The organism is Streptomyces sp. NPDC046821 (assembly GCF_040645335.1).
GTDB lineage: Bacteria > Actinomycetota > Actinomycetes > Streptomycetales > Streptomycetaceae > Streptomyces.
On record NZ_JBEYYB010000009.1, the window covers coordinates 331226 to 348507 of the forward strand.

General features: G+C 72.6%; 14 protein-coding genes. 3 read left to right on the forward strand and 11 right to left on the reverse strand.

The annotated features are described in order from the left end of the window. Nucleotides 1–44 precede the first annotated feature (44 nt). Nucleotides 45–842, reverse strand: coding sequence for a lipoyl(octanoyl) transferase LipB (lipB, locus tag ABZ893_RS20635; RefSeq protein ID WP_361405530.1), 798 nt, complete (start codon nucleotides 840–842; stop codon nucleotides 45–47). Between the two features lie 209 nt (nucleotides 843–1051). On the opposite strand from lipB, the gene ABZ893_RS20640 reads away from it, so the two are divergent. Continuing rightward, nucleotides 1052–2530, forward strand: a complete 1479-nt coding sequence (locus ABZ893_RS20640; RefSeq protein ID WP_361405533.1) for a regulator — start codon at nucleotides 1052–1054, stop codon at nucleotides 2528–2530. 22 nt (nucleotides 2531–2552) lie between these two features. On the opposite strand, the gene ABZ893_RS20645 is transcribed toward ABZ893_RS20640, so the two are convergent. The 5 genes from ABZ893_RS20645 to ABZ893_RS20665 form a co-directional block, all read right to left on the reverse strand. Beyond that, nucleotides 2553–4802 (reverse strand): alpha-L-fucosidase, encoded by a 2250-nt coding sequence (locus ABZ893_RS20645; protein ID WP_361405536.1) that lies wholly within the window; start codon nucleotides 4800–4802, stop codon nucleotides 2553–2555. Then, nucleotides 4799–7048, reverse strand: coding sequence for a family 20 glycosylhydrolase (locus ABZ893_RS20650; RefSeq protein WP_361405539.1), 2250 nt, complete (start codon nucleotides 7046–7048; stop codon nucleotides 4799–4801). The genes ABZ893_RS20645 and ABZ893_RS20650 overlap by 4 nt, the downstream gene beginning before the upstream one ends. 181 nt (nucleotides 7049–7229) lie before the next feature. Further along, entirely contained in the window at nucleotides 7230–8576 is a 1347-nt protein-coding gene (locus ABZ893_RS20655; protein ID WP_361405542.1) for an NAD(P)/FAD-dependent oxidoreductase, read from the reverse strand. Nucleotides 8577–9012: 436 nt separating this feature from the next. Further along, complete coding sequence (locus ABZ893_RS20660; protein WP_361405545.1) at nucleotides 9013–9819, reverse strand: peptidoglycan recognition protein; 807 nt, start codon at nucleotides 9817–9819, stop codon at nucleotides 9013–9015. 81 nt (nucleotides 9820–9900) lie between these two features. Then, entirely contained in the window at nucleotides 9901–10704 is an 804-nt protein-coding gene (locus ABZ893_RS20665; RefSeq protein WP_361405548.1) for an SDR family NAD(P)-dependent oxidoreductase, read from the reverse strand. A 190-nt stretch (nucleotides 10705–10894) separates the two neighbouring features. Between ABZ893_RS20665 and ABZ893_RS20670 the strand changes: the two genes are divergently transcribed. Further along, nucleotides 10895–11539: a helix-turn-helix domain-containing protein gene (locus ABZ893_RS20670; RefSeq protein ID WP_361405808.1), complete on the forward strand. Its 645-nt coding sequence runs from the start codon at nucleotides 10895–10897 to the stop codon at nucleotides 11537–11539. On the opposite strand, the gene ABZ893_RS20675 is transcribed toward ABZ893_RS20670, so the two are convergent. Next, the gene (locus tag ABZ893_RS20675) at nucleotides 11533–12675 is read right to left on the reverse strand and encodes a PP2C family protein-serine/threonine phosphatase (protein ID WP_361405551.1); all 1143 of its coding nucleotides are present in this window, start codon (nucleotides 12673–12675) and stop codon (nucleotides 11533–11535) included. The genes ABZ893_RS20670 and ABZ893_RS20675 overlap by 7 nt on opposite strands. Nucleotides 12676–12750: 75 nt before the next feature. Next, complete coding sequence (locus ABZ893_RS20680; protein ID WP_361405554.1) at nucleotides 12751–13239, reverse strand: GNAT family N-acetyltransferase; 489 nt, start codon at nucleotides 13237–13239, stop codon at nucleotides 12751–12753. Between the two features lie 63 nt (nucleotides 13240–13302). Between ABZ893_RS20680 and ABZ893_RS20685 the strand changes: the two genes are divergently transcribed. After that, the gene (locus ABZ893_RS20685) at nucleotides 13303–14235 is read left to right on the forward strand and encodes a TIGR01777 family oxidoreductase (protein WP_361405557.1); all 933 of its coding nucleotides are present in this window, start codon (nucleotides 13303–13305) and stop codon (nucleotides 14233–14235) included. 20 nt (nucleotides 14236–14255) lie between these two features. On the opposite strand, the gene ABZ893_RS20690 is transcribed toward ABZ893_RS20685, so the two are convergent. The 3 genes from ABZ893_RS20690 to ABZ893_RS20700 form a co-directional block, all read right to left on the reverse strand. Continuing rightward, a complete protein-coding gene (locus ABZ893_RS20690; RefSeq protein ID WP_361405811.1) occupies nucleotides 14256–14774 on the reverse strand; it encodes a DUF4240 domain-containing protein in 519 nt (172 codons plus the stop codon). Between the two features lie 356 nt (nucleotides 14775–15130). Continuing rightward, nucleotides 15131–16102, reverse strand: a complete 972-nt coding sequence (locus ABZ893_RS20695) for a YafY family protein (protein WP_361405560.1) — start codon at nucleotides 16100–16102, stop codon at nucleotides 15131–15133. 378 nt (nucleotides 16103–16480) lie between these two features. Continuing rightward, complete coding sequence (locus ABZ893_RS20700) at nucleotides 16481–17266, reverse strand: VOC family protein (RefSeq protein WP_361405563.1); 786 nt, start codon at nucleotides 17264–17266, stop codon at nucleotides 16481–16483. Nucleotides 17267–17282: the final 16 nt, after the last annotated feature.

The following is a 17282-nucleotide window of genomic DNA, read 5'->3' on the forward strand; positions in this document are numbered from 1 at the left end:
GGAGCCTCGCGCTCCGTGGTCCCCGGTCCCCGTTCGCGGGACCCTTAAGCGGTCGCCTTCTCGACGGTGCGCGGCGCCAGAGCGGCGTTCTCGAGCACGGCACGCAGGTGGCGCTCGGCCACCGGCAGCACGTCGGCGATCGTGACCTCACGGCCCAGCTCGTACGAGAGCGAGGTGACGCCCGCGTCGCGGATGCCGCACGGGATGATCTTGTCGAAGTTCGACGTGTCCGGATTCACGTTCAGCGCGAAACCGTGCATCGTGACGCCCTTGGCGACGCGGATGCCCATGGCGCAGATCTTGCGGTCCTCGCGGCGCTGGCCGGCGTTGGACGGCGCGTACTCCGGGCCGTTGAGGCGGGGGTCGAACTCCGAGTCGTTCACGCGGGGGTCGAAGTCGAGCGACAGGCCGCCGAGCTTCGGGCGCTGCTCGACCGGGTCGCCGAGCACCCAGACCCCGGCACGGCCCTCGACGCGCGAGGTGACCACGCCGAACTCGGCGCACACCGCGATCATCGCCTCCTCCAGGCGGCGCAGGTGGGCGACGACGTCCACCGGGCGCGGCAGCTTCTGGATCGGGTAGCCGACGAGCTGGCCGGGGCCGTGCCAGGTGATCTTGCCGCCGCGGTCCACGTCCACCACGGGGGTGCCGTCGAGCGGGCGCTCCTCGGGCGCGGTGCGGCGGCCCGCCGTGTAGACCGGCGGGTGTTCGAGCATCAGGCAGGTGTCGGGAACCTCGTCCGCGAAGCGGGCGGCGTGCACCCGGCGCTGCTCGTCCCAGGCCTCCTGGTAGTCGACCGAGTCCGCTCCGAACCCCAAGCGGACGAACCGCAACTCATTCACGGTCAGTGCCTCCCTAGAACCTTCGCCATGCACATATCGCGCCCTCAGCCACTGTACGGGCCTCTGTTTCTTGTCAGTTCTCCGGTCAATCGTCACACGATCGGATGAAGCCCTGTCGAAGGGCGGGACGCTGCTTGCGGGGGCCGTTACATTCGCGCCGTTCCATGAGGGCTGCACCAAGGCCCGGAAGGCAGGAGACCGCACAGCTGATGACGGAACGACCTCCGCAGCGCACCCCCAACCGCCAGCTCGCCGCGCTCATCGCGGAGGCAGGGTTCTCCAACGCCGGCCTGGCCCGCCGCGTCGATCAGCTGGGCCTGGAGCACGGTCTCGACCTGCGGTACGACAAGACCTCCGTGACGCGCTGGCTGCGCGGCCAGCAGCCCCGCGGCACCACGCCCGCGCTGATCGCCGAGGTGTTCACCCGCCGCCTCGGCCGCCGCCTCTCCGCCCAGGACCTCGGCCTCGACGCCTGCTCCCCGGTGTACGCGGGCCTGGAGTTCGCGGCCTCGCCCGAGGAGGCCGTCGACATCGTCAGCGGCCTGTGGCGCAAGGACTCCGGCAGCCACGCCGAACTCCGCAAGATTGCCTTCACCCCCGCCGGGCTCGTCGTGCCCAGCCGGGACTGGCTGATCGGACGCGCCGACGACCGCGTTGCCCACGGCGAGCAGGCGGGCACCGGCGGCCGGATCCCCGCCCAGGGACGCTTCGCCAAGGCCCCGTCCGCGCTCGACCGCCCCTCCCTGCCCGTCCAGCGCCCCCAAGCGGAGCGCGGCCCCGGCCAGCGGGTCACGGCGGGCGACATCGCGGCCCTGCGCTCCGTCGGCGACCTGTTCCGCTCCCTCGACCAGGCCTACGGCGGCGGCCACGCCCGCCAGGCACTCGTGCGCTACCTGGAGCACGAGGCCGAACCGATGCTGCGGGGCTCCTACGGCGAGCAGACCGGCCGGCGCCTCTTCGCCGCCGCCGCCGACCTCACCCGCCTCGCCGGCTGGACCTCGTACGACATCGCCGCGCACGGGCTCGCGCAGCGGTACTTCGTGCAGGCGCTGCGGCTCTCGCAGGCCGCGGGGGACCGGACGTACGGGGCGTACGTGCTGGTCACCATGAGCCGGCAGGCCGTGTATCTCGGGCACGGGCGGGAGGCGGTGCAGCTCGCGCGGGTCGCCCAGCAGGGTGTGGGGTCGTCGGCGCCGCCGGCCGTGCAGGCGCTGCTGCACTCGGCGGAGGCGCGGGGGCACGGGGTGCTCGGCGAGGTGCGCGCGTGCACGGCGTCGCTCGTGCGGGCGGAGCGGGCGCTTGAAGCGGTGCGGGCCGGGGACGACGTACCGCACTGGGCGCGGTTCTTCGACGAGGCGCAGCTCGCCGACGAGTTCGGGCACTGCCACCGGGATCTCCAGCAGTACCGGGCGGCGGCGCAGCACGCGGAGCGGTCGCTTCAGCTGAGGTCGCCCGGGTACGCGCGCAGCCGGCTGTTCTGCCGGGTCGTGCTCGCGTCCGCGCGGCTCGGGCTCGGCGAGCTGGACCAGGCCTGCACGCTCGGCGCCGAGGCCGCCCACGCGGCCTCCGAGATGCGGTCGGTGCGGGCGCACGAGTATGTGCGGGAGTTCGAGCGCCGCCTCGAGCCCTACCGCGACGCGGCCCCGGTACGGGGGTACCGGGACCGCATCGCCGCGTTGAGTCAGTGACGGACTACTGCCCGGTGACGGACTACTGCAGGGCGCTGCCCCGCACCTGGACCTCCGCCAGGGACAGCGGGTTGGTCGTGGACTCCAGCTGCACCCGTACGTAGCGGCCGGTCGTCCCGGCGGGCAGCGTCACGTGTGACGGCCTGCCCGCCTGTCCCGCGACCCGGACGGCCGTCACCCCCGGGGTGTTGCGGGCCTCGTCGAGACTGTCCGCGGTGATCGGGGAGTCGGACGTCAGGACCCAGAAGTCCGACAGCCGGTCCGAACAGCAGTCGGTGCGGTTCCAGATGTCGACGCCGGTCAGGTCGTCCTTCGCGCCGAGGTCGACCTGCCACCACGCCTGGTTCGACGGCTCCGAGGTGTGCGTGACGGAACCCGAGCCGAAGGCGCCGTCCGTGTTTCCGTCGACGGCACGCGACGCCGGGGCGTCCCAGGCCGTCGACTTCTGGGTGGCGGGCCTGCCGAGCGCCAGGTTCTCCAGCGCGACCTTCACCTTCACCGTCGTCGTGACCGTCATCCCCATGTGCCTTACGGTGATGGGGAGTTCATAGGTGCCGGGCTTCGCGGACCTCGGCGGGGTCACCTTGAACGGCACCTTGGTGTCCGCGCCGGGGCCCTGCGGCGGAACCTCGGACGTGCTGGGCGTGACCGTCCAGCCCTCCGGCGCCCCGAACGTCACCGTCGTGTCCGGCGCCTGCTCACGGGAGGTGTTCGTGACGACGAGCGTGCCGTCCGCCGTGCGGCCCGGGTTCAGCTCCTTCGGCAGCTCGGTACGGGTGCGGGCCAGGCTCCGTACGCCCGGGGTCTCGATCTTGAAGACGTAGGCGTACTTGCCGGTCTCGGCGGGGGTGTCCACCACGACCCGGCCCTTGTCGTCCTTGTGCCACGCGAGCGGGCCCGCGTCGGAGCCGAGCAGGGAGATACGGGTCGTCTGCTTCACGGGGGTGTCCGCGCCCAGCGTGAGCTGCTCGCCGGGCCACTTCAGGGCGGTCGCGTAGAGCGTGCCGTCCTTCACCGTGTAGCGGATGTCGTCGTCCGAGGTCGGCTCCTCGGCGTGGTGCCAGTACGTCGTGCCGTACACGGCCTCCCCGTTGGTCTTCAGCCAGGAGCCGATGTCGCGCAGGCGCTCCTGCTGGAGTTCGGGGATCGTGCCGTCGCCGCGCGGGCCGATGTCGAGCAGCAGGTTGCCGTTCTTGCTGACGATGTCGCTGAGCGAGTCGACGAGCTGGTCGGAGGTCAGGTAGTCCTCGGGCGGCTCGTTCTGGTTGTAGCCGTAGGAGTGCGCGATACCGCGGCTGGCCTCCCACTTGTTCGGGTCGATCTCGGACTTGACCGTGTACTCGGGGGTCTGGAAGTCGAGTTCGGGGGAGTCGAGCGCGCCCGTGTCGATCTTGCAGCGGTTGGCGACCGCGACCTCCTTGGGGTGCGCCCGGTTCTTCGCCTGGTTGTAGTAGTGGGCGAGGACGGGGGCCGTCTTCCAGTAGGACGCCGGCTTCTCCCACTGCCCGTCGCACCACATGATGTCCGGGTCGTACTGGTCGATCAGCTCCCGCATCTGCGGCGCCATGTAGTCACCGACGTAGTCCTTGACCGCGGGCGCGCCGGTGTACGGGACGGTGGCGCCCGTGTACGGGTTGGTGACCGGGTGGCCCGTGTACGACGGGTTGTTCCACTCGTAGAGCGAGTAGTAGAAGCCGGCCTTCAGGTCGCCTTCCTTGCGGGCCGCCTTGAACAGGTCGCCCGCCAGGTCCCGGTGCGGGCCCAGGTCGACGGTGTCGCGCCCGCTCACCTTCGAGTCCCACAGGGCCACGCCCTCGTGGTGCTTGGAGGTCAGCACGAAGTACTTGGCGCCGGCGTCCTTGAAGAGCTTCACCCAGGCGTCGGGGTCGTACTTCTCGGCCTTCCACTGCCCGATGAAGTCGTCGTAGTTCGCGGCCGTCCCGTACGTGTCCTTGTGGTGCTGGTTCGTCGGGCTGCCCGCGTTGTTCATGTACGCCCAGTACCACTCGGCGTAGCTGCCGCGCGGGCCCCAGGCAGGCACCGAGTAGGCGCCCCAGTGGATGAAGATGCCGAACTTGTCGTCGTTGAACCAGCTCGGCGTCGGATGGCTGTTGAGGGACGCGAGTGTGGGTTCGTAGTCCTTCGTGGCCGCGGGCTCCGGAGCGTCCTGGGCGGACGCGGAGCCGCCCAGGGCGGGCAGGCCGAGCAGGGTGGCGCAGGCCGCCGCGACGAGCGCGGTGCGGCGCCGGGCGCGTGATCCGTGGCGTGTCACTTGGTGACCTCCCCGAGCTCGTCGGCCACCTGGCCGTCAGTCAACGCCTCGTCCCAGGTGACGAGTTCGTCGATGTCGCCGCGCAGGCTGACCTTCTCCGTGCCGATGGAGCGCAGGGGCAGCGGGATCGACGCGTCGACCGTGCCGACGCGCGCGCCGTTCGCGTACAGGGTGGTGTGACCCGGGGTCGCGACCCACGTCAGGCGCGTCCACTCGTTCAGCGGCAGCGTGTAGTCGAACGAGTAGTCCTTCACGCCGTACTTCGTGAAGCCGACCTTGCCCGTGCCGTACTGCATGAGCTTGAGCGCGCCGGCCTTCGAGCTGAGCAGGACCTGGTCGGCGGTGCGGGACGACGGGCGGACCGAGACCGACACCGTCCACGGCTCCGCGACGTCCATGCCGCCGAAGCCGACACCGTCACGGTCCGAGTCGAAACGCCACGCCTGCCCCTTCACACCGTCCACCGGCGTCGGGTTGTTGATGATGTACGACGTGCCCGGCAGGCCGCCCGCCGTGTCCTCGGCGAAGATCGTGTTGCCGGGGCTGCCGGCGTACGTCCAGCCCTTCGGGTACGAAGCGTTGTCGAATGTCCAGTGGTGGCTGGGACGGCCCTCCATGCGGGGTGTCACGGGCGTCGGCGTGATGCCGGGCGGGTCACCGATGCGGGCGGCGCGGGCCTGGAAGTCGGCCAGGGTGTCCGGGGTCGCCGAGCCGTTCCAGGCCCGGTCGGCGAGGACCGCGCGCGGGCCGGCGCTCTGCTGCTCGAAGTAGGCGTCGTCCGCCCAGAAGTTGTAGTCGGCCCAGTTCGTCAGGCCGGAGCCGAGCATGTCGGGGGCGCTGCTCGGGGTCCACGTGTCGTACATCCAGGACTGGTCCGGGTACTTGTGGTGGTAGTTGTTCGGCGTGACGTAGAACGGGCCGATCGCGATCTCGTCGTGGCCGGGGATCACCGGCTCGCTGCCGGTGCCCTCCCAGGTGAGGAAGACGACCGGGCCGTGCACGGTCTGCTGGGGCGCGGCCATGTGCTCGGAGCCGTTGTAGACGGCGGTGCGCTTGCCGTGCGAAGTCACCACGTCGTCAAGGGTGTTGATGTACCGGTTGAGCAGGTCGCCGAGGGTCGACACGTCCGGCGCGGAGGCCAGGTAGTCCTTGACGCGCGGGCAGTCGGCGAGCTGGCCGGGGACCTCTTCGGCGCCGATCGAGAACAGCGGCGCGTCGAACCAGCCGGCGAACTCGTCGACGATCTCCTTCGTCTTCGCCACCGCCTTGTCGCTGGTCATGTCGATGATCCAGTCGGCGGTGAGGTGCGAGTGCGTGTGCGCCCCGGTGCAGGCGTTCGGGCCGTCGCCGAAGCCGATGCCGAACGCGTCACTGATCGCCGTCGCGTGGCCGGGGATCTCCAGGCCCGGCATCAGCTGCACGTGATAGCGGGCCGCGAAGGTCTTCAGGTGCTCGATGTCGGCGCGGCTGTAGCTGTGCTCGGGGTCCGCGAGACCCGGGAACTTGGGGCTGTAGAGGCGGAAGCCCTCCGACTCGGAGAGGTGCATCAGCAGGGTGTTGAGCTTCTGGTCGCCCATCCTGCGGATCAGGTTCTCCAGGTACGGGATCTTCCAGTACTTGCGGCCCGCGTCCAGGTGGACCATGCGGACCGGCTGCGCGGGGACGTCGGTCGCGCGCGCGAGGGGGACCGTGCGGTGGTCGTCGGCGGTGGAGCGCAGGAGCTGGAGCAGGGTGCGGGTGCCGTAGAAGAGGCCGTGCGTGGAGGCCGCGCTGATGTGTACGGCGCCGTCCGCGCTGTCGAACTTGTAGCCCTCGGCGCCGAGCCCGGCATCGTTGTCAAGGCCGAGCACGATGTCGCCAGGACCCGCGTGGGCCACGTCGCTCGCGATGACCGGATCGATGCCGGAGACCTGGCCGAGCTCGCCCTGAAGCTGGGTGGCGAGCTGCTGCACGGTCTGCCGGGCCGGGCCGGGGAACTCGGCGCGGCCGGAAGCCAGGGAGGTCTTGACGCGGGCCTCCGGCTGGACCAGGAGGCGGGTGCCGCTGCCGAGTGCCGTCGTGCCGCCGAGTGACGTCCAGTCGGTGGGCCGCGGGATCACGGAGGGCTGCCCGGCGAGCAGGTCGGGCCCCTGCTCGGTGGGCTCGGCTGCGGTCGACGGCACTACAGCTCCGATGAATCCGGTGACAAGGGCTAGGACGAACAGCAGGGCTGACGCCGTTCTTCGCACTGCGGCCTCCAGGGTCATGGGTACGGACGTGGGGACCGTAGAGGGGAGTTGCTGTGGTGGCAAGAGTGCGCGTACGGGAATGGGCGCACCCGCCTCCGGGATGTGCCACGGAGGCGGGCGCGTATGGGGCGACCCCTTAGAGGTCGGATGTGTGGCTACGTCGGCTGTGACCTGCCTGTGAGTCGAATGTGAGGTCGGGTCAGGCGGCGGCCGGCACCGCGCCCGCTCCCCGAGCGAGCGGAATGCCGAGATCCGCGAGGATCGCGTGCGCGGCCCGGCGGCCCGAGTGCAGGGCGCCCTGCACCGTGCTCGTGCCGCGGTGGTCGCCGCACACATAGAGCCCGTCGAGGACCCGCACCAGGCGGCGCAGGTCGTGCGGCGGCGGCATCGCGGGCACCGCCTCCGGGTCGTGGTGGACGGCGAGGGTCTCCCAGCCGTCGGTCGACGTGCCGTACAGCGCGGCGAGTTGGGACCGCAGCGCGCGCTCGGGTGGCGGCGGGCCGAGGACCGTGGAGGAGACGAGCGCCCGTCCCGCCGGGGCGCGTGTCGGGTCGACCTGGCTGATCACCGCGGTGTGCGCGACGGGTCCGAGCCGGTCGGCGTCGAGCAGCAGCGCGGGATCGGTGAGCGGCGGTTCGGGGACCGCGTGGTGGACGACCGTGACGGCGTGGAAGTCCGGTACGCGCAGGCCCGGCAGCAGCTCGGCGGCGGCGCGGGCCCCGGTCGCGAGGAGCGTGGCCCGGCAGCGGATCTCGCCGTGCTCCTCGGTCGTCACCGCGTTCGCCGAGATGGCGTTGACGCGGACGCCGGTACGGACCGTCTCCGGCGGGAGCCCGGCGGCGAGCAGCTCGGGCAGAGCGTCGGCGCCGCCCTCCGGGACGCAGAGGCGGCCGCGCGCGTACGCGTACAGGGCGAGGTCGGCGCACCGGCTCGACGTGGTCAGGTCCGGGTCGCACAGGAGCGCCGTCAGGAGCGGGCGCACGAAGCCGTCGAGGGTGCGGGCGGGCAGGCCGCCCCTGGACAGGGCGTCGGCGGAGGCGAGTTCGGGGCGCGCGAGGAGCCGGGGGACCGGGGTCGCGCCGAGCCGGGCCAGGGCCTTGGCGAGCCGGGCCTGGTCGAGGGGGCTGCCGAGCGGTGCGGTGGGGCGCGGGGTCCGGGCGGTGCGGGGGCGGGGCACCCTGGGGGCGCTCGCGAGGGCGCGTGCCGTGTTGAGTGCGCCCATCGCGCGCCGGGTGGGCGCGGGTTCTCCGGCACGGTGGCGTCTGCCGTCGCTGTGCACGAGCACCCCGGGCGAGAAGGGCCGCAGGACGAGGGAGTCCAGGCCGGGGGAGCGGCGCAGTTCGGGGTACGAGGTGCACAGGAGCCGGCCGATCCGGTCGAGACGGAACCCGTCGACCTTCTCGGTGGACATACGGCCGCCCACACCGGGGCCGGCCTCGAGGACCAGGGTGGGTACGCCGGCCCTGGTCAGGCGGTGGGCGGCCGAGAGTCCCGCGACCCCGGCCCCGACGATGACGACGTTCGCGTGCTGTACGGGCTCGGGCACGTTGCGCCTCCCTGGCGGTGCTGCGGCTGATGAGAGCCGTCCCCGCACCCCGTGCCGTCCGGCCGGCGCGTGAGGGGCGGGCCCGAGGACGTCCTACCCCCCGACGAACCCGTGTACGACTCCGAAACACCCGGGCTGTATCCGGGTCCGTCGAGGGTAGGACCGGCGGCGCCGGAAGGGAGTCGCGCGCGACCCGGGCACGGTCGCACAGGGGGCGCGGTGGCGCTCCGCTGGAGTGGGGGTGGGGCGTGGGTGGAGTGCGGGTGGTGTTTGGGTGCGGCTTCGTGGGGGCTGGTCGCGCCCACGCGGCGGAGCCGCAAATGTCACAGCCCCGCGCCCCTGAAACGCGTGCGCTGCGCGCAGCATTTCCCCGCAGGCGCGCCTGCGCGCAGGCTCCACGGCTTCCCCGCAGGCGTGCAGGCCCCACAGCAGCGCGTCACCGCCCCTGAAGTTGCGCCGCACGATTCCTGATGGCCGGGAGCGCCGCCATCAGGGCCTGGCCCGGGCAGGACGTCTCGTACTCGTCCCGGTGTGCGGCCACTGCGTTGAACTCGGCCTTCGTTCCCTTGGGGAACCGGCTGAGGCTGTTCGTGGAGACGAGCTGGACGCGGGAGCGCGGGTCGATGTCCGAGAGGCCCAGCTTCCACGCGGTGAGGGCGGCGATGGACTCCGCCATGGCCGGCGGAACCGGGGTGCCCGCGCTGAACGTGCCTATGGCCGCGATGCCCGTCGTGCCCTTGTTGAAGCCCTGTGCGTGCGCCCCCACGACCGCCTTGTCGACGCCGCCCGCGCGGCCCTCGTAGATCGTGCCGCAGCGGTCGACGAGGAAGTTGTAGCCGATGTCGTCCCACTGCCGGCCGCCCGCCTGGCCCGCGTACAGGTACCCGATGATGCGGGGCGTGTCGGCGCAGTCGTAGTTGTTCGGGGTGTCCGTGTGGTGCACGAAGACCGCCGTGACGCGGCCGGCGTACCGGGGCGGCGGCTGGTGGACGGCTGCGCCCGCGAGCCACTTCGACCGGGGCACGATCCGCGGCTCGGCCGCGGTGTGCGCGCCGTCGGCGGACCGGCGCACCGGTACCGCCGCCGGAGACAGCACCGGCGCGGACCGTTCGGCGGGGCGTACCCCCGCCGCGTCACCGGTCCGCGCCGCTGGATCCGGCCCGACGGTGACGGCGCAGAGCAGCAGCATCCCGCAGGCCGTGGCCCCGGGCGCGCAGCTCGCCGCCATTCGGATGACACGCATACGTGTCACGATCCGCCGGGCACCCCGGACCCGTCGCGCACATTACGCCGAACGGGTGAGCCGGGGTGTCGTCGCAGCAGGTCAGAAGTGCGTGCCGCCGTCGATACGGATCTCCGTACCGGTGATGAACCTGCCGTCGTCCGAGCCCAGCATCGCGACGACCGACGCCACGGTCTCGGGGCCGGCGAAGCCCTGGCCGAGCGCGGGGGCCAGCTTCATGTACAGGCTCATGTCGGCGTCCTCGGGCAGGCCCGGGCCACGGCTCTGGCCGCTGGCGCCGGAGCCGTCCGTCATGCCGGAGGAGATGGAGCCGGGCTGCACGGACGTGAAGCGGATGTTCTGCTTGCTGTACTCGCTCGCCAGGGCGTGCGTCATGGACTGGATGCCGCCCTTGCTGGCCGCGTACGCGGACATGTACGGGTGGGCGAACCCGGCCGACGTCGAGCTGAAGTTGACGACCGCCGCGCCGTTGCCCTCGAGGAGCGCCGGGATCGACTCGCGGATCATCAGGAACGTGCCGACCAGGTTGATGCGGATGACCTGCTCGAAGTCGGCGAGCGACGTCTCGTGCGTGTGCGAGGAGCGCAGGATGCCGGCCGCGTTGACCAGCGTGTCCAGGCCGCCGAGCGTCTGCACGGCGCTGGCGACGCCCTCGCGCACGGACGCCTCGTCCGCGATGTTCACGACGAGCGTGGTGAGGCGGTCGGCGGTGCCGGCCGCGGTCGCCTTGTCGAGGGTGTCCTTCAGGCCCGCCTCGCTGACGTCGGCGGCGACGGCGCGGGCGCCCTCGGCGAGGACGCGCAACACGGTGGCCTGGCCGATGCCGGAGCCACCCCCGGTGACGAGTACGCGACGGCCTTCGTAGCGGTTCAGGTTCGGGCTCATGTGCTGCTCCACTTCACTCACTTCTGCGATCCGCTTGACTGGGATCTGCTGTCCACCGTACGCCTAGGTGGCACGTATTGCCACAGCGTCACAAAGTGCCAAATTGTTCCCGGGCACATAGGCTTTCCGGGTGAGCCCGACGAACGAGCAGCAGCCGTCCCTGACCGAACGGCGCAAAGCCGCGACCCAGATGGACATCGCCCGTGCCGCCGCCGAGCTCTTCGCCGAGCGCGGGCCCGACGGCACCACCGCCGAGGCCATAGCCCAGCGCGCCGGCATCGCGCTCCGTACCTTCTACCGCTACTTCCGGGGCAAGCAGGAAGCCGTCGGTCCGCTCCTCGCCGCCGGCGGCGACGCCTGGCGTGCCCTCCTCGCCGACGCCGAACCCGGCGGTGACCTGCGTCTCGTCCTGGAGAGCGCCATCGCCGCCACCCTCTCCGCCCCCGGCCCGCACGGCTCCGAGCAGCTGGCGACGACGAGAGGGCTGCTGCGCGCCGCCCAGGACGACCCCGCGCTGCGGGCCGTCTGGTACAGGGTCAACCAGGAGTCGGAGGAGCGTCTCGGCCCGGTCCTCGCCCGGCTCGCCGGCCCCGGCGCGGACCCCCTCGACGTACGGCTCGCCGCCGCCGCGGCCACCGACGCCATCCGGATCGCCCTGGAGACCTGGGCCCTCACCGACGACCCCGCGACCGGCTCGCCCGGCTCCCCGGCGGTCCTCGCGCTGCGCTGCCTTCGCGAACTGACCGGCGGCATCAGCCTGTTGGGGGGCGCAGCGTCGGGATCCGGACACGCGGGCGAAGGGCACGAGGCAGTCGGACAGGGCACCCATCAGTGATCCTCCGCCGGATCGATCTCCTGGGGGACGCGGTCGTCCGCGGGATCGATCTCCGGGGCGAACACGAGCAGGGTCAGATCATCGCGCACGGTCCCCGCGAACCGCACTACGTCGAGCCAAAGTGCGTCGGTCAGCTTCGCCGGATCCTCCGCCCCGAACTTCACCAGCCGTTCAGCGAGCGGATAGAACGCGCCTGACGCGTCCCGCGCCTCGATCAGACCGTCGGTGAGCCCGAGCAGCCGGTCGCCGGGCCGCAGCCGCACCGTCATCTGCTCGGGCGGCGAGAGCCCCGCGATCCCGAGGCCCAGCGGCGCGCCGGACGGCACCCGCAGCTCGATGACCTCGTGCCCGCGCAGGAGCAGCGGCCGCGGGTGCCCGCACGACAGAACCCGTACGACCGGGGCGTCGTCGGGGAACTCCAGGAGCAGCGCCGTCGCGAACAGTTCGTGGTGCTCGTCCTCCGCCGCGTCGACCACGAGCCGCCGGTCGAGGCGCGCCGCGACGCCCGTCAGGTCCGGCTGGTCGAGCACGGCCTCCCGGAACGCGCCGAGCAGCCCCGCGACCGTACCCACCGCGGCGAGACCGTGCCCCTGTACGTCGCCGATCACCGCCCGCACACCCGACGGCCCCCGCCGTACGTCGAAGAGGTCGCCGCCGACCAGCGCGCCACGGGTCGCCGCCCGGTACAGGCCCGCGCAGCGCACCGTGCCGACCCGGTCGCGCAGCGGCGGGAGCACGGCGAACTGGGCGGCCTCGGCGACCGTCCGCACCGTGACGAGCTGGTCCTCGCGCCGGCTGCGGACCCAGGCGATCAGCACGCTGAGCACCGCCACGAACGCGATGGTGAGCTCGTCGGTGTTGCCGGGGTGCCCGAGGTCCATGAAGGGCAGGCTGAGCAGGGCGAGCACGACGGCGCCGAACACCGCGGTGAGGGCGGGCCCGTACGACAGGGCGGCCAGCGGCGGGATCGCGCCGAGCAGGAAACCGAGGTCCAGCTTCTCGTGCGTGGCCAGCTGGACGACGCACAGCGCGACGAGCAGCCCGACCGGCAGCCAGCGCACCCAGCGCGGCGCGGGCGCCCCGCGCAGCCAGGCCCGCTCCCTGCCGCGCCGGCGACGCGACAACGCCCCGGTCATCGGCGGGCTCCTTCCCATGGACCCCTTCACGCTCCTACGGAAGGAGCGTCACCGCACCCCGGACGGGTGCCCGTCTCAGAGAGGGCGTCCCATCAGGACGTCGTCCACGTACGCCCCGTCGAGCAGGAACTCCTCCGGGAGGACACCCTCGACGGCGAACCCCTCGGACTCGTACAGCGCCCGCGCGGGCTTGTTGTGTCCGAGTACCCGCAGCGTCAGGCGGCGTGCGCCCGATGCGCGGGCGTGGTCCACGGACGCGCGGATCAGCGCCCGGCCCACGCCCGCGCCGCGTGCCTCCTCGGCCACCACGAGGCCCTGGATCTGCCGGACATGGCTGTTGACGGCGAGCGCCGTGGGGCGGCCGACGCGCACGTATCCGACGAGCCGCCCGCCGAGTCCGGCGACCAGATGGTCCCGCGGCCCGCACTGCTCGGAGAAGAACGGCCCGTACGGCGCCGTCGGCCGCGGCTGCACCGAGTGCAGCGTCGACCACGCGGCCCGGTCGAGCCCGGCCAGCTCGTCGGCGTCCTCGAACCGGGCGGAACGTATGTACGGCGATGACATGGGCGCCACCTTATGGCGGGTGTACGACCGGCCGCCCCGCATTTCTCACGGCAGGATGGGCCCATGGCCCCGAGCGAACCCGCCCCCGCCCGACGCTCCCGGATCGCCGTCGCCGGCTCCTCCGGACTCATCGGCTCCGCCCTGACCCGGTCCCTGCGCGCCGACGGCCACGAGGTCGTCCGCCTGGTCCGGAGCGAGCCGTCCGCCCCGGACCAGGTCCGCTGGGACCCGCGGCAGGGGTACGTCGACATCCCCGGGGTCGACGGGTGCGACGTCGTCGCCAACTTCGCCGCCGCGGGCGTGGGCGACCACCGCTGGACCGACGAGTACAAGCAGGAGATCCACGACAGCCGCGTCCTCGGCACCGCGACCCTCGCCGAGGCCGTCGCCGCCCTCGACCGGCCGCCCCGCCTCTTCCTCAACGGCAGCGCCGTCGGCTACTACGGCGACACCGGCACACGCGCCGTCGACGAGAGCGCGCCGCCGGGGGCCGGGTTCCTGCCGGAGCTGTGCGTGGAGTGGGAGGCCGCGGCGGCGCCCGCCCGGAACGCCGGTGTCCGGACGGCGTTCGCGCGGTCCGGGCTCGTCGTGTCCCGGAGCGGCGGGGCCTGGGAGCGGCTCTTCCCGCTGTTCCTCGCCGGGCTCGGCGGACGCATGGGCAGCGGCCGTCAGTTCTGGTCGTACATCGCGCTCCACGACCACATCGCGGCGCTGCGGCACATCATCGACACGCCTGAGCTGTCCGGCCCGGTCAATCTCACCGCCCCGCACCCCGTCACGAACGCCGAGGTCACCGCCGCGATGGGGCGCGTGCTTCACCGGCCGACCCTGCTCACGGCGCCCGCGCCCGCCCTGCGCCTCGTCCTCGGCGAGATGGCCGGCGACGTCCTGGGCAGCACCAGGGCCGTACCCACCCGGCTCCTGGAGTCGGGCTTCACGTTCGCCTTCCCCGGCATCGACGAGACGATCCGGGCGGCCAGGCGGGGGAACGGGTGAACGGATGAACTGAGGCCCGGTCAGACCCCGAAGCGCTCCGACAGCTTCGGGTACAGCCGCTCCAGCTCCACCGCGTTCTCGAAGTCGACCGGTGTGCCCTCCGGCTCCACCGGCGCGGCCGGGATCCCGAGGTCCGGCGCCACGGCCCCGGTCAGCTCCTCGTACGCCTCGTCGGCCGCGTAACCGAGTTCCTCGCCGTCCCCGTCGATCTCCTCGTCGAACTCGCCCAGCAGGTCCGCGAGAGAGTCCGGCTCGTGCAGCGCGCCCTCGAAGACCTCCCGGCCCTGGCCGATCAGCCAGCAGCGGAAGAAGTCGAACGCGTCGTCGCTCGCCCCGCCGAGCAGCACCCAGGCGGCGCCCCACAAGTCCCAGCGGTAGGCGCGGTGATAGCGGGACTCGAAGTGACGGGCGAAGTCGAGCACCGACTCGGGGTCGGCCTGCAGCAACCTGTCGACCAGCAGCTCGGCGTGGTCCTCGGGATCGCCCTCGGCCGCCTCACGCGTGCTGTCCACGATCTCCCAGAACTCCGTCTCGTCCATCACGGGACAAGCATCGGCCTTACGTGACTCCCACGCACCCCGAGTGCCACGCGCGTGCCGCTTCGTTATACAGACCCCGGTGAGAGGCGATGGCGTCACGGATATCGGTGGGCGATGTGTGGGGCGGCGTCACGGATATGGGTGGGCCATGCGCGGGGCGGCGTCACGGATATTGGTGGGCCATGCGCCGGGCGGCGTCACCGATACCGGTCGGCCATCCTCCGCGCCGCCTCGGCGAAGCGTTCGCGCAGGGCCGGTGGCCTCCGCGTCGGGGCCGGGTGCGAAGAGCTGGGTGTACGCGGCGTCGCCTGCTGCGCGCGGGCCGACGTGCGCGCACCCTCGCCGAAGGCGCCGCCTTACCTATACCGGTCGGCCATCCTCCGCGCCGCCTCGGCGAAGCGTTCGCGCAGGGCCTGTGGGCCGATGACCTCCGCGTCCGGCCCGAGCCCGAGGAGCTGGGTGTACGCGATGTCCTCGGACTCCACGGGGACGGTCACCGTCACCCAGCCCTGGTCGTCGGGCTCGCCCGCCGATTCGCGGGCCGCGCGCGCCGACACCGGTTCGATGACGTGCCGGAGGCGGTGCAGGCCCTCCGGTGAGAGGCGCAGGACCACCTCCGCGCGCAGGATCGACTGCGCGAACTCCTCTGCGCGCTCCTCCCAGAAGCCCGGCAGGTCGAAATCCTCGTCCCGCTCGAAACGCTCCTCGCCCGCCTCGACGCCGGTGAACCGGTCGATCCGGTACACCCGGTACGCCCCGTCCCCGGTGACCCGCGCGCAGACGTACCAGACGCCCGCCTTCAGCACGAGCCCGTACGGCTCCAGCTCCCGCTCGACCTCGGTCCCGTCCCGGCGGTACCGGGCGCGCACCATCCGGTCGTCCCACACCGCGTCCGCCACCGCAGGCAGCAGCTCCGGCGTCCGCGGCTCCTGGAACCAGCCCGGCGCGTCCAGATGAAACCGCTGCGTCGCCGTCCGCGAGGCGTCCCGCAGCGAGGGCATGAGCGCCGCCGACACCTTCAGACGCGCGGCCGACGCGGCGTCCGCCAGGCCCATCTCGCGCAGCGCGCCGGGCACCCCGGACAGGAACAGGGCCTGCGCCTCCCCGCGCGCCAGGCCGGTGAGCCGCGTCCGGTAGCCGCCGATCAGCCGGTACCCGCCGGCCCGGCCCCGGTCCGCGTACACCGGCACGCCCGCCTCGGACAGCGCCTGCGCGTCCCGCGTCACGGTCCGCTCGGAGACCTCCAGCTCGCGCGCCAGCTCACCCGCCGTCATGGACGGCCGGTTCTGCAGCAGCAACACCATCTTGATCAGCCGGGCAGCACGCATGGGCCCATGATGCCGCCGCCCACCGACAACGCCGCCGCCGAGCCGCACGCGCGGGCCCACCCAGAGCGAAGCATCCGGTCAGCGCATCGGGTCACCGGGATGAGCCGCTCCGCCGCCAGCCATCACAACGGCCCGGCCAACGCCACCCGCCCCGGGTACGAGCACCAGGTCCAGCCCCACCCGCCACCGGCGCGGGCTTCCCGTCAGCGCCTCCTCGGACACGGCGAGTCGCCCTCGCCATCGCCGGGCACCTCATCGGACACAGCGGGGCGCGTGCCAACGCCACCCGCACGCGTCACGACGACCCGGCCACGCCACCCGCACCCGCCACCACGGCCCCCGCCAACACCCCCACCCGCCCCCAGCAAGAGCGCCCCGTCACCCCGCCCCCGCCCCCGCCCCATAAGCAATCACCGCGAACGACGCCCCCCACGCATCCGCCAGCACCGCGAAGCGGCCCGGTTCGATGGTCGTCGGGTGGACCAGGACCCGGCCGCCCAATTCCCCGCAACGCGCCGCCGTCGCATCCGTGTCCGCGACCGCGAGATACACCGTCCAGCGCGCGGGCACATCCTCCGGGAACGAAGCCGACGCCGTGTCCAGCATCCCGCCGAAGGGCTCGTCGTCGACGCTCCACTCGGTGTACTCGCCCGCTCCGAGCGTCCGGCGCCGCGCGCCCCAGCCGAGTACGGACTGGTAGAAGTCCTCCGCGCCGTCCGGGTCGTGCGTCACCAGCTCGAACCAGCAGAAGCTGACCGGCTCGTTCACGACGCCGAAACCCGGGTGGTTTACCGGCTGCCACAGGCCGAACGCCGCCCCCGACGGGTCCTGGCAGACCGCGAGCTGGCCCTGTTCCATGACGTCCGTCGGACCGGCGGCCACGGACCCGCCGTTCCCCTTCACCCGCGCCACGACCGCGTCGATCCCGGACGACTGGAAGTACGGCAGCCAGGCCGCGGGCTGCTTCGGGTCCCGAAGAACACCTACGCCCCCGACCAGCGCGTCCCCGGGTCCCCTGAACATGCCGTAACCGCCCGCCCGCGAATCCGGCACCACTTCGCTCCGCCAGCCGAACAGCCCCTCGTAGAAGAGCCGGGCCGCGTCCGTGTCGGGTGTGGAGAGATCGACCCAGCAAGGCGCCGAAGGGGTCTTGGTGATCTTCATGGACGGCATCTCCCAT

What these genes read in the sequence shown, in the direction of transcription:
- ABZ893_RS20665 (WP_361405548.1), bottom strand. Translation starts at nt 10,704, where the DNA reads ATGAGCCCGAACCTGAACCGCTACGAAGGCCGTCGCGTACTCGTCACC.
- ABZ893_RS20640 (WP_361405533.1), top strand. Translation starts at nt 1,052, where the DNA reads ATGACGGAACGACCTCCGCAGCGCACCCCCAACCGCCAGCTCGCCGCG.
- ABZ893_RS20700 (WP_361405563.1), bottom strand. Translation starts at nt 17,266, where the DNA reads ATGAAGATCACCAAGACCCCTTCGGCGCCTTGCTGGGTCGATCTCTCC.
- ABZ893_RS20660 (WP_361405545.1), bottom strand. Translation starts at nt 9,819, where the DNA reads ATGCGTGTCATCCGAATGGCGGCGAGCTGCGCGCCCGGGGCCACGGCC.
- ABZ893_RS20650 (WP_361405539.1), bottom strand. Translation starts at nt 7,048, where the DNA reads ATGACCCTGGAGGCCGCAGTGCGAAGAACGGCGTCAGCCCTGCTGTTC.
- ABZ893_RS20695 (WP_361405560.1), bottom strand. Translation starts at nt 16,102, where the DNA reads ATGCGTGCTGCCCGGCTGATCAAGATGGTGTTGCTGCTGCAGAACCGG.
- ABZ893_RS20680 (WP_361405554.1), bottom strand. Translation starts at nt 13,239, where the DNA reads ATGTCATCGCCGTACATACGTTCCGCCCGGTTCGAGGACGCCGACGAG.
- ABZ893_RS20690 (WP_361405811.1), bottom strand. Translation starts at nt 14,774, where the DNA reads ATGGACGAGACGGAGTTCTGGGAGATCGTGGACAGCACGCGTGAGGCG.
- ABZ893_RS20670 (WP_361405808.1), top strand. Translation starts at nt 10,895, where the DNA reads ATGGACATCGCCCGTGCCGCCGCCGAGCTCTTCGCCGAGCGCGGGCCC.
- ABZ893_RS20675 (WP_361405551.1), bottom strand. Translation starts at nt 12,675, where the DNA reads ATGACCGGGGCGTTGTCGCGTCGCCGGCGCGGCAGGGAGCGGGCCTGG.
- ABZ893_RS20685 (WP_361405557.1), top strand. Translation starts at nt 13,303, where the DNA reads ATGGCCCCGAGCGAACCCGCCCCCGCCCGACGCTCCCGGATCGCCGTC.